General features: G+C 62.5%; 13 protein-coding genes. 2 read left to right on the forward strand and 11 right to left on the reverse strand.

Features of this window, described 5'->3' with window-relative positions:
* Nucleotides 1-4 precede the first annotated feature (4 nt).
* Both ACMC5O_RS02435 and asnB read right to left on the reverse strand, forming a co-directional pair.
* Nucleotides 5-2098, reverse strand: a complete 2094-nt coding sequence (locus ACMC5O_RS02435; RefSeq protein ID WP_426693202.1) for an ELM1/GtrOC1 family putative glycosyltransferase — start codon at nucleotides 2096-2098, stop codon at nucleotides 5-7.
* A complete protein-coding gene (asnB, locus tag ACMC5O_RS02440) occupies nucleotides 2091-4013 on the reverse strand; it encodes an asparagine synthase (glutamine-hydrolyzing) (RefSeq protein ID WP_426693203.1) in 1923 nt (640 codons plus the stop codon). The genes ACMC5O_RS02435 and asnB overlap by 8 nt, the downstream gene beginning before the upstream one ends.
* A gap of 235 nt (nucleotides 4014-4248) precedes the next feature.
* Between asnB and ACMC5O_RS02445 the strand changes: the two genes are divergently transcribed.
* Together ACMC5O_RS02445 and ACMC5O_RS02450 are read left to right on the forward strand one after the other, a co-directional pair.
* Entirely contained in the window at nucleotides 4249-4407 is a 159-nt protein-coding gene (locus tag ACMC5O_RS02445; protein ID WP_187707856.1) for a hypothetical protein, read from the forward strand.
* Nucleotides 4408-4450: 43 nt separating this feature from the next.
* Nucleotides 4451-4978: a superoxide dismutase family protein gene (locus ACMC5O_RS02450; RefSeq protein ID WP_187707855.1), complete on the forward strand. Its 528-nt coding sequence runs from the start codon at nucleotides 4451-4453 to the stop codon at nucleotides 4976-4978.
* Nucleotides 4979-4984: 6 nt separating this feature from the next.
* On the opposite strand, the gene ACMC5O_RS02455 is transcribed toward ACMC5O_RS02450, so the two are convergent.
* The 9 genes from ACMC5O_RS02455 to ACMC5O_RS02495 all read right to left on the reverse strand — a co-directional run bounded on the left by ACMC5O_RS02455 (nucleotide 4985) and on the right by ACMC5O_RS02495 (nucleotide 14024).
* Nucleotides 4985-5635: a class I SAM-dependent methyltransferase gene (locus ACMC5O_RS02455; RefSeq protein ID WP_426693204.1), complete on the reverse strand. Its 651-nt coding sequence runs from the start codon at nucleotides 5633-5635 to the stop codon at nucleotides 4985-4987.
* Complete coding sequence (locus ACMC5O_RS02460; protein WP_426693205.1) at nucleotides 5632-6285, reverse strand: tetratricopeptide repeat protein; 654 nt, start codon at nucleotides 6283-6285, stop codon at nucleotides 5632-5634. The genes ACMC5O_RS02455 and ACMC5O_RS02460 overlap by 4 nt, the downstream gene beginning before the upstream one ends.
* A 20-nt stretch (nucleotides 6286-6305) precedes the next feature.
* Nucleotides 6306-7061, reverse strand: a complete 756-nt coding sequence (locus ACMC5O_RS02465) for an SDR family NAD(P)-dependent oxidoreductase (protein WP_426693206.1) — start codon at nucleotides 7059-7061, stop codon at nucleotides 6306-6308.
* Nucleotides 7051-9135: an AMP-binding protein gene (locus ACMC5O_RS02470; protein ID WP_426693207.1), complete on the reverse strand. Its 2085-nt coding sequence runs from the start codon at nucleotides 9133-9135 to the stop codon at nucleotides 7051-7053. The genes ACMC5O_RS02465 and ACMC5O_RS02470 overlap by 11 nt, the downstream gene beginning before the upstream one ends.
* Nucleotides 9132-9686: a thermostable hemolysin gene (locus ACMC5O_RS02475; protein ID WP_187707853.1), complete on the reverse strand. Its 555-nt coding sequence runs from the start codon at nucleotides 9684-9686 to the stop codon at nucleotides 9132-9134. Before ACMC5O_RS02475 ends, ACMC5O_RS02470 begins: the two co-directional genes overlap by 4 nt.
* A gap of 83 nt (nucleotides 9687-9769) precedes the next feature.
* A complete protein-coding gene (locus ACMC5O_RS02480) occupies nucleotides 9770-11902 on the reverse strand; it encodes a TonB-dependent receptor (protein WP_426693208.1) in 2133 nt (710 codons plus the stop codon).
* A gap of 151 nt (nucleotides 11903-12053) precedes the next feature.
* Nucleotides 12054-12992, reverse strand: coding sequence for a FecR family protein (locus ACMC5O_RS02485; protein ID WP_426693209.1), 939 nt, complete (start codon nucleotides 12990-12992; stop codon nucleotides 12054-12056).
* Nucleotides 12989-13591, reverse strand: a complete 603-nt coding sequence (locus tag ACMC5O_RS02490; RefSeq protein ID WP_187707851.1) for an RNA polymerase sigma factor — start codon at nucleotides 13589-13591, stop codon at nucleotides 12989-12991. The genes ACMC5O_RS02485 and ACMC5O_RS02490 overlap by 4 nt, the downstream gene beginning before the upstream one ends.
* Nucleotides 13592-13673: 82 nt before the next feature.
* On the reverse strand, nucleotides 13674-14024 hold the full coding sequence (locus ACMC5O_RS02495) for a DUF3147 family protein (RefSeq protein ID WP_187707850.1): 351 nt from the start codon (nucleotides 14022-14024) through the stop codon (nucleotides 13674-13676).
* Between the last annotated feature and the right edge of the window lie 192 nt (nucleotides 14025-14216).

Here is a 14216-nt window from a genome sequence, read left to right on the forward strand (position 1 = left end):
GCGATTATGGAAGCCCCTTCCCGAGGGATCGGGGAGGGCCTTTCATTGAGCGCGACTTACCAGACCCCCCGACGATCGCCTTGGCGCGCGATACTGCCGAGCAGGTCAGGTCGGGCACCGGTTCTACGCCCTCGCTGGCGGATCCAACCAAACCCCGTTCCTTGAGAGCCCTCCAGAAAGCACGAAGATCGTGAGGCGGCGCGTGTTCTGAGGGCCGAACGCGATCCATCAGCGCCATGACGGCCCATCCCGCGCCGGTCGGCTGGATGGGAACGAGTTCCACGGGCTTGCCGGTCGAGATGGCGTCCGAGACCATTGCGACGCTATCCGCCGTGACGGAAATCGTGTCGGCCCATTCGAGAAGTTCCGCGTAGGGCGGACTACCTCCCACCGGAACCAATGTGGCCGGTACCTGCACGCTGCGGACACGCTCCTGCGCCTTGAGTAGGAGGCGTCGGGGGGTGCGCGGGCTTCCGATCACAACGACAGAACCGCCATGGGCTTTAGCCTTCGCCAAGAGGTCGTCCAGTGCTCTCCCCACGGTCTGCGGACTGAGCCGCCAGTATAGAGTTGGGCCGCCCAGGATCAGTAGGCGGCGCGGAGCCGGATAGGATTGCCAGAAGTCCTCGTGATGCTCCGCGCGACGTGTACCGCGGCTGAGAGCGATAGGGATCCGAATGAGGTTCGGATGCTCGCGGATGGGATATTCCGGGGTTGCGATCACGAGGTCGAACTTGTCCGGCGAGATCCTGGGATAGCCGACATGGATCGAACGAGTCCTGCCGCCGGACCGCCGGCGCAGGGACTGCACCACCGCAACGCTTCGATGGCCCGTCGAGATGGTCAGGTCAGGGAGATCGCCGGACAATAAGGCCCGCGACCCCGGTGTCAGGCTGCGGAGGGTCGCGCCAAGGAGATGGGGACCCAAATGACGCCAGTGATTGTAGGTCAGCTGCTTGCATACGAATGGAAGGCCCAGCGCCTCGGCGAGCGCCAGGACCTGATTGTTGTCGCCCTTCCTAGCCCCCAGCAGCGCCCAGATCCTTGGCGTTCGCGGTCTTTTCAGAATGTCGCGAACAGCCTCGACCGCCACTTGGGTCGTGTCTGGAACTGCCGATGCTACGGGTAGCTCGACCGTTCCGACGAGTCCGTTTTCGGTGAGATAGCGCCAGAAGCCCGACAGGTCCGCTCTGGCCTGGAGTGGGATCCCAAGTCTGCGCAGGAAATGGCCGACTTGGCCGCGCAGGGAACGCCGGATGGGGATCATTCCAACCGGTCTTCCAGTGAGGATCGCCTCTGAAAGCATTGAAACGCTGTCTGCAGTGACATGGAATTCGTCGCACCGCGCAAGAAGCGTGGCGAAACGCGGGAAATCGTGAACGCAAGCCTCCGCATCGCCGGTCAGCTGGTCTTCCAGTGAGCGCTTGATCTCTGGGGGCGTGCGCCTGCTGGTCACGGCGATGACGCTACCTCCCGAACGTGCGCGCGCCTCCTTGAGATGCCGGATGGCTAGATTCAGCCGCCTCTCGTCTACCTTCCATTGCCTGGTCGACCCGCCGACAGCCACCAGGCGGCGGGGACTTGGCATGGATTGCAACCAATCCTCTTCCTCCTGCGTCGCCGTAACGGCGCGCGCCGGGTTGCCGATTGGCAGCGGAATCTTGAGAAGGTTCGTGGCGTCCGGCAGGGGATATTGAGGTGTGGCGATGACGAGGTCGATGTCGTCGATTGCGCAGCGCGGGTTGCCGATCTGGATCAACCGCGTGTGCCCCCGGGACTGCCTTCGGATGAAACGAGCGGCCGGGAGGCTCTCGTAGCCAAGTCCGATCACCAGGTCGGGCCAGGGCGGAAGCAGGGTTGAACGTGTTTCCCCTATGAGATGCAGCAGGCGCTCGTCGCGCAGAAAGGGAAAGTGGCGCAGGCTGTTGTAGCGGAGTGTCTTCGTTTCGAACGGCCAGCCGAGCGCCACGGCCAGGGCGCTCAATTGATTGTCATCGCCCGTTCGATTGCCAAGCAAGATCCAGACCGTTGGATCGCGCTGCGTCGGTCCGCGAATCGCCGCCGTCGAGAGACCCTGTCTAAGAGCTCCGTCAGGCAATTTGCCGTTCCGGTAGCGAGACGCTGGCGGGCATGGGTCGCTGCTCGCGCCACCAGCAACTCAACATGGCTATCGCATAAAGGAGCCGCCCATGGTTGCTAAGTCCCCTGCGATGTTCGTCGAACATCTGATCTACGCCCCGCGGGTCGAGGAATCCCGCACTGGCCAGCCCGGACGATTGCCAAGCGTCCCGCGCGAAATCGTTGAAGCCTCCGACGAACCAGTCTGCGAGCGGCATCTGGAATCCCAGCTTTCGCGTTCCGACCGCACCCCGCGGTAGCAACGGTTCGATCGCACGCCTCAGTACATGTTTCCCGACGCCGTTACGGAGTTTCATCTCCGTAGGCACTGTCAGCGCCCAGTCGACGAATTGATGCGAAAGGAAGGGGACCCGCGCCTCGAGCGACGAGGCCATCGATGAACGGTCCAGTCGCTGGAGGAGCGAGGCCGGCATATGCACCGTGAGGTCCCCGAGAGCGAGTTGGTCGAGTTCGGACAAGCCTGGCTGCGCAGTCGTGAAATATCTCTCCGCCATCGTCGCTTCCGAAGCCGGCTCGTCCCACAACTGATAGAATTCTCGATCAAGGATGCGCCGGCGAACGGCGTCAGGCGTGATCGTGACGGCGGCGAAGAAGCGCTCGTATCCATTGGCGAGCAGCGCTCCGTGCCGAAACCGGCTGGCATGATCCCTGAGGTAGTTGAGCTTGCGTGCCCGCGACTCGGGCATGCGGCCGATCATCTCAAGTCCGCCAAACGCCCGGAAAAGCGGCGACCAACGGGCCATACGTTGCGCCCAACGCTGGCGATTGTATCCTAGGAACAACTCATCACCGCCTTCGCCGCAAAGAACGACCTTCACGTGCTCGGCCGCGGAGCGTGAAAGATACCAAAGCGGAATCGCGGAATTGGCAGCCGTCGGCTCGTCGAAGGATCGCTGTACGGCCGGAAGGACGTCTGCCGCAGTCTCGGGCACGATCGGCAGCAAGACGTGTTCGAATCCGAGATGACGCGCGATCTCGGAGGCCGCCGAGGATTCGTCGATCTTCGATCCTGGGAATGCCGCGGTGAACGCCTTGAATTGAGCGGTTGAAGAATGCGCCATGCTTGCCGCAATCGCGCTCGAATCCACGCCGCCTGAAAGGAATACGCCGACGGGAACGTCGGACAGCATGTGCTTCCTGACCGTCGCTAAGACGCGCTCGCGCGTCTCTTCGATCCACTGCTTCTCACTTAGCCCGCTCATCGGCCGTACCTGGGGTTTCCAGAATGGCCATGTGGCACTTCCAAGCGCTCCGATCTTCATCACGTGACCGGGCTGAAGTGCGCTCACCTGACGGAAAATCGATCGGGGACCGAGCACGTGCCCGAAACGGAAGAAGTCCCGGATGCCGCCTTCATCGACGTCGAACTGGAAATCGGGAACGACACGTAACGCGGAGATCTCGGATGCGAAGGCGAAGCCGCCGTTTTGCTCCGAGACGAACAGTGGCTTGATCCCCAATGGGTCGCGCACCAGAGTCAGCATCTTCGTGAAATGGTCCCAGATGGCGGCCGCATACATGCCCTCAAGCCGAAGCCAGGCATCGTCGCCCCATCGCACGTAGCTCGCCAAAAGCGTCTCGATGTCGCTGTGCGTTCGGAACGCGTAGCCCTGAAGTTCCCGCCTAAGCTCGAGATGATTGACGATCTCGCCGTTGCAGATGATCGAATATCGGCCGTCCGCGCTCGTGATCGGCTGCTGTCCGTTAGCGATGTCGATGATGCTGAGGCGACGCATCCCGAAACCGAAGTCGCCGTCGATTAAATAGCCAGCGTCGTCCGGGCCGCGATGGACCAGTTGCTCGCACTGACGGACGACGACGTTCCGCCCGACCGGGCGACCCATCCTTCTGTACCAGCCGGCAATCCCGCACATGGCTCACCCACAAAAAGCGAGCGGAACCGGTCCGCACGGGACAACCAAATGAGGACCGAATTGGGGAAGGGGAAGGAAAGAATCGAAAGATTGCAGAAGTTTAATCTGCGAGTAATTTTGCGCGTCGAAGGCTAGCTCGGAAACGTTCGACGAACATGAACACGGCCGCTCGCGGAGCAAGTCCGGACCGAGCAGGCTGGACGTCCTTTCGTTCGAAATCGGTGCGAGTCCGAAGATGGAGGCGCGCATCATCAAGGACATCCCTTCGCTTGAGAAAGAGTCCCTCCATGACGCCGCCGACCTGCACGTACCGCAGTCGACGCCGCCGTTTTCGATGACTGCTCCGGCTCTTGGATTGCCTAATTCGAACGACCAGCCTGCGGTCGGATCATGATGGCGGCGTCATTACTGCATCTCATCCGAAAAGGGACTTCACGATGACCCGCCGCGCGCTGATTACCCTGGGATTCGCCTGCACCCTCCTTGCCTCTCCGTGCTCTGCGGATGGCCTGGCCAGGACGGCGTCGATTATCGGCGATGGGAACAAGGTGATTGGGACGGTGACCTTGTCGCAAGCTCCACGCGGGGTTCTTTTGAAGGTGGAAGCATCGGGCCTATCGGAAGGATGGCACGGAATGCACATACATTCTGTCGCCACGTGCGGAGATCCAGGCTTCAAGGCGTCCGGCGGACACGTCCACGGCTCGGCCGCGGCGTCGGTCCACGGCCTGCTCAATGAGAATGCAACCGACCTCGGCGATCTTCCGAACCTATTCGTCGGTCCCGACGGCAAGGCCTTTGCCGAAGTGTTCGCGCCCAATCTCTCGCTTGGCGAAGCCGTCGGACGCTTGAACCTGCTCGATGCCGACGGATCGGCGCTTGTCATCCACGCATCGCCCGACGATCACGTCAGCCAGCCCATTGGCGGCGCCGGAGCAAGGATCGCCTGCGCCCCAATTCAGTGACGGCGGCTAGCTCACCAGCCGCACGAGGGCGATCAGCCCTTCCATTTCACCCGGCAGCGCGAGGTGCCGGATTTCCCGTTCTCCTTGCATCACTCCCGCCGCTTCCAATTCCGCTTCGAGTTGCTCGCGCGAAAAGTGGCGATGGGTTCGGGGACCGGCGAACGGCCACTTCGCCATCGACCGGGCGGAGGTGACGTAGATTCCCAGGCTTGCGTCCGGCCGCGCGACCCGCCGGCACTCCTGCACGAGGGCAGGAATGTCGGTACAAAAATAGAGTACATTGGAGGCAAGGATCCGGTCGAACGCATTTGCGCCGAAGGGCAACGCCAGCATGTCACCGTGGCGAAGCCTGACCCGCCCCGCCTTCAGGTCTCGATTCAATCGGTGCCTTGCGATCGAAAGCATCGTCTCCGACTGATCGACACCGTACCGCCAAGTGGTCTGCGGGACGGCAGACAAGGCCATTCCGTCCCCGCACCCGATGTCGAGGACGTGGTGGCCTGGACGAATATCGAGCGCTTCGATCAGCGCGCGCGTCGGGCGGCGATTGAAAACCCGCATCATCACGGCGAGCAGGAAGCCGCCCGAGCCGGAAGGGTTCGCAAGTTGCCGACCGACGGCCAAGGCCGCACGGTCGACGAACGTTCGGCTGCTCATCCGAGCTTGGCGAGGAGCGCCCGGACTTCCGCCCGCCGTCCCGAATCCCAGACGGGCCTGTCCGGGTTCGTTGGGGCCTGAAGCGCTCGCTGCAGATATTGCCGCGCCGACGCCTTGTCGCCTTCCTGGGCTAGGAAGTCGCCGTAGAAATAGTTGTTATCCAACCCCTTCGGGTCCTGCAGTAGTGCCCGCTGGAAATATGTGCGAGCCTTGGCCGTGCTTCCGAAGCCGATCGGCCAGCCCGGAACCTTGTAGTACAGCACGCCAAGGCTCATCGCGGCGCCTCCGTCCGCCACGCGCGGATTGATTGCATAGGCCTTCGCCAGAATGTCGCGTGCACGGGTCGCAAGGCCGAGTTGCTTGAAGGTGGACGCCCTCGCAGCCTCCTCGCTGACCACGATGCCTTCCCAAAGCAGCGGCTCGGCCTTGCCCGGATATTTCTGGACGACCTGGAGCGCCTGCCCCTCAAGCGCGGCCAGCTGATTGTATTGCGCGTTGCGGTCCTTCACCTGGTAGCGAATGTGCGCCCAGGCATTGTTGATGCGCATGACATCGGAATCCATTGCCGGATTGTCCGAAGCAAACGCCGGAGCGGCCAGCACCGTCAGGCTCAATGCAGCCAAAACTTGAATGTAGCGGCCAAAATCCATGAATTGCTCCTTCTCCTGGATCAGTTGGCGAAAAGCTCGCGTGCCTTGGCGGTCGTGCCTGCGAGGCCCGCATCGACTAGGCGGGGGCAGAGGCCGTTCAGGCGGGTGTAGAAATGTTCGGCGATGCCGAGCGTGACCTCCTTGCGGCGTCCACCGATTGCCCGGGCGATGCGCCGCGCGACCAGCGCGGGATCGTCGGGATGCATCTTCGCGATTTCGAGGAAGCGATTGACCTCCGCTCCGTTGAAGGCTGTGCGGACTGCTCGGGGGGCGATGTAGGTGATTGCGATGGGCGACTTGCCGAGCTCCCGGCGAAGAGCCTCGGACAGACCCCGCAAGCCTGCCTTGCTGCTCGAATAGGTGGCGAAATAGGGATAGTTCACCGCGCCAAGGACCGAACCGATATTTACGATCTGTCCGTCTCCGCGTGCCTGCATTTGCGGAAGGACGCAGCGCATCAAGGTTGCGGGTGCGATCAGGTTGACGACGTATCCGGTCCAGATCTGATCGGGCTCCTGCCGGTCGAACAGACCGAAATATTGCATCCCGGCGAGGTTCACGAGCAGGTCGACCCGCCTCGACGAAAGCAGGTTGCAGATGTCGGCAAGGCCGCTTTGGGTCGCGAGATCGGCCATGATCGTCTCGTCGGCCTCGGGACAATCGACGCGATCGACACCGACGACGGTCGCACCCTCTCTCTTCAACTCGCGACAAAGGAGGCTGCCGATTCCGCCGGCCGCTCCGGTGAGCACAACCGTCTTGCCATCATGCCGCATCACGAACGCCTTCGATTTCGATTCCCCCGAACATTCCGCCGAATAGACGAAACATGTCCTTCGCCATTTCGACGATGGCGGACTGGTCCGATGGATCGTCGACGCGGTTCATCAGGCTCTCGAAGAATTTCATGTGATCCTGATCGAGTGCGCCGTGTGAATTGAGGTAGCGGAAGGCGGTGTTCGGAAGCCCCAGTCGCCGCTGGACCGCGGAAGCGCCATGCGAAGCCAACGCGACGCTCGTTCCTTCTAGAACGAAGACCATCCCGAAGAACGCGGCCGGATTGCCGTCTCGAATTGTTGCATAGGCATGGTCGACCATCGCCTTGGTCGCCGGCGCGGGGTCGCTGCGCGATGCCGCGTCCCGATCCCCGCCCGCGGTCTCGATATCGTCGAGGATCCATTCTTCGTGGCCGGTCTCCTCCACAATATAATTGTCGAGTGCCTCCACGAGCATTGGGTTGCCCCGCTCCGCGAGCGCGGCGCGCGCCTCACGCATCAGCGGGACCGTGTGGCGCACGTGATGAAAGGCTTGCGTCAGGTACGCGATGTAATCGCTGCGACTGATCTGGCCGGTGAGCCCCGCAAGAAGCTGCGGGGTCATCGCAAAGCGCGCCTGGTCGCCTTTCGTCTCCGAAATTAGCCGGTCGAAGAACTTATCCGCCGCCGTCTCCTTGGGATGGGCTCGATTGATCGCGCTGCGTCGCATCCGGCCGTTGCCCGTCAGCAGTCCGCTCGCCGGCGTGAAGGGGGGTACAAGACGACAGGCGCCGATCCGGGCGTATTCCGGAAGTCCGCCGTTGACGCGTTCGACCGCACTTTCGACGTCGGCCTCGGGTCCTGCGGGGACGAGCAGGGCCTCGAGTATCGCGTCTCCGTCGCCGCGGACCATGGCTTGAGCAATCTCGGGCTGAGCCGTCAGCAGCGCTTCGAGCCATTCGGGCGAGATGTTGCGTCCGAAGGCTGTAACGATGAGGTTGGACTTCCGGCCGTCGATCCAGAGTGACCCTTGCTGGTCGAAGCGACCGATGTCCCCTGTGGCAAAGGAGCCGGGCTCTCGAGACTGACCGACGAGACCGAGGAATAGCGGCCCATCGATGATGATTTCGCCGTCGTCCGCCAACCAAAGCTTGTGGCTGCCGACCGACCGACCGACTCCCCCTTGAGAGATGGTCGATCCGTCCTCAAGCGTGATGACCGAGCCGGCTTCGGTCATTCCATAACCCTGCCGAACCGGCAGACCGACCAGGCTGGCGCGCTTTAGCAACGCGGGGGAAATGCTAGCGCCGCCAACGGCGACGAGGGTCAACTGCGGCAAGCGGGTCGAGCATGCTTCCATCGCTGCCACCAGCGCTGCCAGATATTCGGGAACGAGGATGAGGGACGTCGCTCCATCCCGAATGACGGCGTCGAGTAATTGCTTTCCGTCGGGCCGAAGCGGGTTTGCCAATCCGACTGCGCTTCCGGGCAGTGGCAGGTAGGTCCCGCCAGCGATGAGCGAGGCGAACAGGCCGGCGACTTGTTCGAGCAGGATTCCAAACGGAAGGACCGGTAGGTGCCGGCCCGCAAGATCGCGGCCAAGGTAGTCGCAAACCGACGTGGCGACAGCAATGAGGTGATCTGCGGAAAGGCAGACTCCCTTGGGTTCATCGGTCGAGCCGCTGCTGAAGCTTATCACCGCCGTTGCGTTGGGAAGGTCGGCCTCCCCCGTTTCGACGGGGACCGCTCCGAACCGAACGGTGAGATCGTCAAGGGAGCAGCCCGAGATGCAGGCGCTCGCACCGGCGTTGCCGAGTGCAGCGAGCCGCTGCGCCTCGTTGAAATACGGTGGGAGCGGGACGACCGGGATTTCCGCCTCGATCAGTGCGACGAGAAGAATTGCCGCGCCTGTCGAATGATCGATGTCCAATCCGACCGGACTTCTGCCCAGTCCAGATCGTTCGAGCTCGCCAATCGTGTTCTCGATGGCTAGAGCGCTGTCACCCCAGCTCAACGATTTGTGGCCGTCATCAAAAGCAGGATTGGAACGACCTGCACGCACGTGGCTTCGGACGGCTTCGAGCAGCGCAGTCATGCGCAGATCCCGGTTACGCCATCGTCGAAGCCGGCCAATTTCGGAAGCGCGGGTGCGATCAGTCCTGCGCAGATTCGCGGCTGCAGGTCATAGTATCGTCCCCAGTCCGCAGCGCCTTCCGGAAGCCGGGCCGGATCGGCAGCGCCAAGATCGTGAATGTCGATCCCAAGCCTTCCGAACATCAACCGTAGCGGACCGGTCAGTACGGCTACCGCTACATCCGCGATCCCGTTCAAATGACGCGCGGTTCTGGCCCACAACGCCACGGTGGCGCGGCTTTGGGCCGACGCATGCGCTCCGATCTCGACGATGCGGTCACGATTGACTCTAATTCCGATCTTTTCGCTGACTGCCCTCTCGATGGGATCGTCGAGATAGTCTTCAAGAAACAGCCGCTCCTCTCCGGCCAGCCGAAAGCCCAAGGCGGCAGTGGGGCCCATCTCCGGACCGGAATCGACAATGCAAAAATGGGGATAGTCTGCCGCCTGGACGGCACCGTGGACGGTGGCGTAACGACGTTCAATCAAGTGCCTTGCGGCTTCGACATTCATCAGGAAGTCCCCGGGCTATTCCCGGTGAAGACGCCCCGAAATCGTCGGCACCTCAGTCGGTCGGCTGACTAAAAATGCGAAACTCAGAAAGACCGGCTGAGGGATATGCCGATCGATCGCGGCCTGGCCGGCGTGCGCTGCGGCACCAGCCTGACGCGGTACGGATTGCCGAAACCGAACGTGTCGGCGGTGCTGTTGGTGAGGTTCTCGCCAAGAAGCTCCGCGGTCCAGCCATCGCGCGAGAGGGAAACATGCGCGTCCATCAGCGCGTGTCCGGGGGTCCTTCGATCAAGTACAGGATCGAAGCTCAAATGGGTCGCTCCGATGTACCGGCCACCGATGCTCGCCTCGCCATCCCATGAGTCCCAATGGAAGCGGTGGCCGAGCTCTACCCGAGCAGCAAGCTGCGGAACCGCGGGCAAGCGGCGATCTTCGATTTCGCTGCCTTGGTTCGACGAGGCCAGTCGCGCGGACTGAAGGATGAGGCCGCCGGTCAGCATCGTGGCCTTGCCGACTGCCAAATGGATGCGCCCTTCGAGGCCGGAATTGTGCGCGTTGCCTGCGTTTCGAGTTGCGACCAACCCGTTGGTCAGGAGCTCGTCGGTCTGAACATGTTGCCACCTGGACGCAAAAACAGTGGCTTCTGCCGAAGAATCTTCGCCCAGCTCGATCCGCGATCCGAGCTCGACGCTTGCCAGCTCATCTGCTTCGTACGTCGGTTGGGAAGCGTCGCGTTGGACGTTGATTCCGCCAGGGCGATATCCGCTCGCTGCGTGAAGGAAGGCCGTGACATTCGCCGACGGCTTCCAAGTGATGCTTGCATCGGCCGCCGCCCGGATACTTCGTCGACTGAGCGCTCCTGATGAATTGGCTTCCTGCCCCTCGTCGTCGATCCCCACTGAAAAGACCCGGCCTCCGCCCGCCAGGATCACACCGCGGCCGATCTTGGCGCTCGCCTCGCCGAAGGCGGCCGCCTCACTGATCGACCTTCGAAACCTCAGTAGGGGAACGCCGGTCGAGGCGTCCTTCGCGACGATATCCGTGTCAGTTGTCGCATTGATGAAGGACAGGCCCGCGAGCCATTCCAGTCCGCCTGCGCTCCGGTTCTGGATCCTGACCTCCTGGTCGAACAGATCATAGTTCCGAGCGTCGTCGACGCTTGTTGGCCCTACAGTCCCAAGAATCGGTGCAAGCGGTGCAGCGTCGTAGGTTGCCGCTGCTTCCTGCCGGCTGAAGCTGGTGATCGAGGTGAGTTCAACCCTGCCAATCGGACCCTTTATGGTCAACATGCCGATCTTGGCGTCAAGGTCGCGAGGCTCCCGCAATCGATCCGGACGGCGTAACGGACCGACGTTGCCGTCGGCGTACTGGCTGTCTCGCGTATTTCGACTTTGGAGCGCGCCGATCAGATCGACGGTCCAGTGCCCGGCAGGAATCCAGCGAATGGCGAGCCGTCCACCGACAAGCTGCAACCGGTTGATGTTGCCGTCTCCGCCGGCGTTGTCGATCCACCCGGCCTGCTGGTCGCGATAAGCCACGGCGCGCACGCCCAAACGTTGAGATGCAAGCGGCAGATTTGCCGTCAACGATTGCGCGTTCGAGAAACCGCCGCCCTCCACAACCGCTCCAGACGTCGAAACGCGAGCGAACGAATGTCCCAGATCAGGGGCCGTCGTCGAAAGCTTGACGATCCCGCCGAGCGCTCCCGTTCCGTAAAGCGGACCCTGCGGTCCTTCGAGGACCTCGACCCGGTCAATGTCGATGAGTGCCCAGTCGGGGTCTGGGGCGTCATAGTTGATCCGGGCTTCGTCGAGCAGGATGGCCACGCTTCCCTGGTTGAAGCCATTGAGTGGCCCGTCCCCGATTCCACGAAGAAAAAGGCGGTTGAGGCCGGGTCCCAGACTGCTGGTCGTGAGCGATGGAAGCTGGCGCCCGATCGCGTCGCTGCCCGCCAGGCCCGCGGCGGAACGGAGGTTGTCGGCGAATATCACGCTTACGGTGCCGGGAAGGGTTGTCAGCAGCTGTGGCCGCTTGAGCGCGGTCACGACGATGTCTGGCGACGGCTCTTCAATCGGCGTGCTTGGTGTTGATGCGGCGTGCGCTGCGCGAGGTAGTCGCTCGATCCGAAAGCTCGATGGTCCGGTCGGCACGGCATGGTAACCGCTTCCTTTGAGCATCTGGCGTAGCGCGTCCGCCGGGCTCGACGCGCCGCGCACGGTTCGTGCCGCGATACCGGGCAATTTGCCCGCGAAGCCGATCGAGACGTCTGCCTGGTCGGCTAGCCTCCGGATGGACTGCGAGAGCGGGCCGGCCGGGATGTTGATTGATTGAGTCGCGGCATAAACGGGGGAAGCGAGCGTAAACTGGCTAGCGACGAGGCCGAAGGCGAGAAGCGCCGTCCACCCTCTGGATGTCGAGCGACAGGATCTGGGCGAGGGTCTGTTCAGGGGCCTCACCTTGGTCAATCGCGATCACTCCGCTGAATGGCTGGCCGGCGATAGCGCGGTCGACCGTCACCTTCCTGCCCGAATATCTTGAGATGTCGCGCGCGACCAGCGCGAGCGGTACCTCATCGAACTGCAGCTTGCCGTTTCGCCACGTCGCGATACGCTGCGGCTCAACGCTGACGAGCTGAACGGTCGCGCTCGACCGGTCGGCATGCAGGCCGTGACCCGCATGCAAAGCTATCGGCGATCCCAGCCGTTGCGATGAGACCGAGAGGGCTCCTTCCTCAACCTCGACGCTGACTCCTTCGACCTCGTTCGCGACCGAGAAGCGCGTTCCGATGTCGGTGACTTGGAAATCGCCGGCGTTGACGGTGAGCGTGCGCCCGGGCCTGTGTGGAACGTCGAAGTATCCCGTCCCCTCAATTGTAATATCCCCACCTCGAACCCGAAGGTGGCTGTCCGGCGCGAGCACGACATGGCCGCCGTCAGCCAGAGCGACCTGGGCGCTCTTGCCCGGAGCCGACCGATAGTCCTGGGCCCGAATGTCCGATGTCGCTGGCTGGAGCACCAAGGCTAGCGCCAGGCCAGCAGCCAGAGCGCCACCGCCTACGCCCGCCCATCGCTTCCAGCGCACGGGCTCAGCGTCGTTTGCGGCGACGGGCGCTGGCACCGTCCGGTTAACTTCAAACCTTTGCGCGAAAGTATCGAGGTCGGCATCGAGCAATGCCAGATCGTCATAGGCGGCGCGGTGGCGCGGGTCGGCTTCCAGCCAAAGGGTGAAGCCTTGCCAGTCCATGGCGTCATCCTGCTGGCGAACGAGCCAGCCGGCGGCCTCTTCGTAGATCCGGTCGATGCTCATGATTTCAAGTCCTTGCCTCCCTCGGCCGGACCTCCCTTGTTGATTTCTAGACGCCGCGGACCGGGCTCCGCCTCAGTCGTCAGGATTCTGCGGAGATGCGCCATGGCCAAGGCCATATGCTTCTCGACGGCGCTTTTGCTTATCCCCAGTTGAGCGGCGATCTCGGCATGGCCGAGCCCTTCCAGCTTATGCATTCGGAGCACGCGGCGGGCCCCGGCGGGCAGTTGGTCGATCGCTTCAGTCAGCCGATTCTGCTCGTCCCGTTCGATGAGCATTTTCTCGGCGCTGGACGCCGGATCGGCGGGCTCTTCCACGAGGGCGTGGCTGCCGCGTTGCTCTGCGATCCAGTCGCCTTCGCGCCGCTGGCGGCGACTGGTTTCGCGAAGCCTGTCGAGTACGAGATTATTGGCCATCTTGAAAAGGTAGCTGCCCGGATTGGAGACCGGACCCGGCTGGACCGAATTGGCCTTGATCCAGAGCTCGCTCAGCAGATCGTCTGCATCAGCCTCGCTGCCTGTCCTCGCAATCAGGAACCGGCGAAGGTCTCCGCGCCGTGCCTCGAGGGTTCCGGTCAATCCAGCAGGTTGGACCAGCGACATTCATCCCCAGAAGCAGCGATCGGGTCCGTTCCGCAACCCGTATTCGTATCGGGGCCACTGCCTCGGATGGAAAGCGGACGTTTCAGAGCCGCAGCCCAAACTTCGGTCCGATGGCAATCATTGCCGAATAGAAAGCGATTGTCGCCGCACAACCGATTAGCAGCGCCAACCAGAACGATGTCCCATTCCGCAGGAGCCACGGAATGAGCAGGAACATCGGCAGGGACGGAAGAACAAACCAGAAGGTCGCCTCGACGTGCGACGCCATGTTCTCAACGTCGGGCTTATCTCGCCAAAGCCAGATCATGCCGAGGACGGAAACCAAGGGCAGCGATGCAATCAGACCGCCTATGCCTGGGTAACGCTTTGAGACTTCTGAGATTATGGCGATCAGGACACCTGAAAGTGCCGCTTTGAGTGCGAGGTAAAGCATGCGGCGAGAATGACGGTCGACCCTAATGTCCGCAATGGGTCGAAAGCTGACACTCGGCTTATGTTACCAATGGGGCGAACCGAGAGAGTTGGCCAGCCCTCGCGTGCATGGCTTCAAACCGGGGAACTAAGCGGCACTGGCAAGGCGCGTGTCGCCGTTCGAATGTTGTGATACAGACCAAGGCCAGTCGAG

Source organism: Sphingomonas sediminicola (assembly GCF_049991885.1).
Lineage (GTDB): Bacteria > Pseudomonadota > Alphaproteobacteria > Sphingomonadales > Sphingomonadaceae > Sphingomicrobium > Sphingomicrobium sediminicola.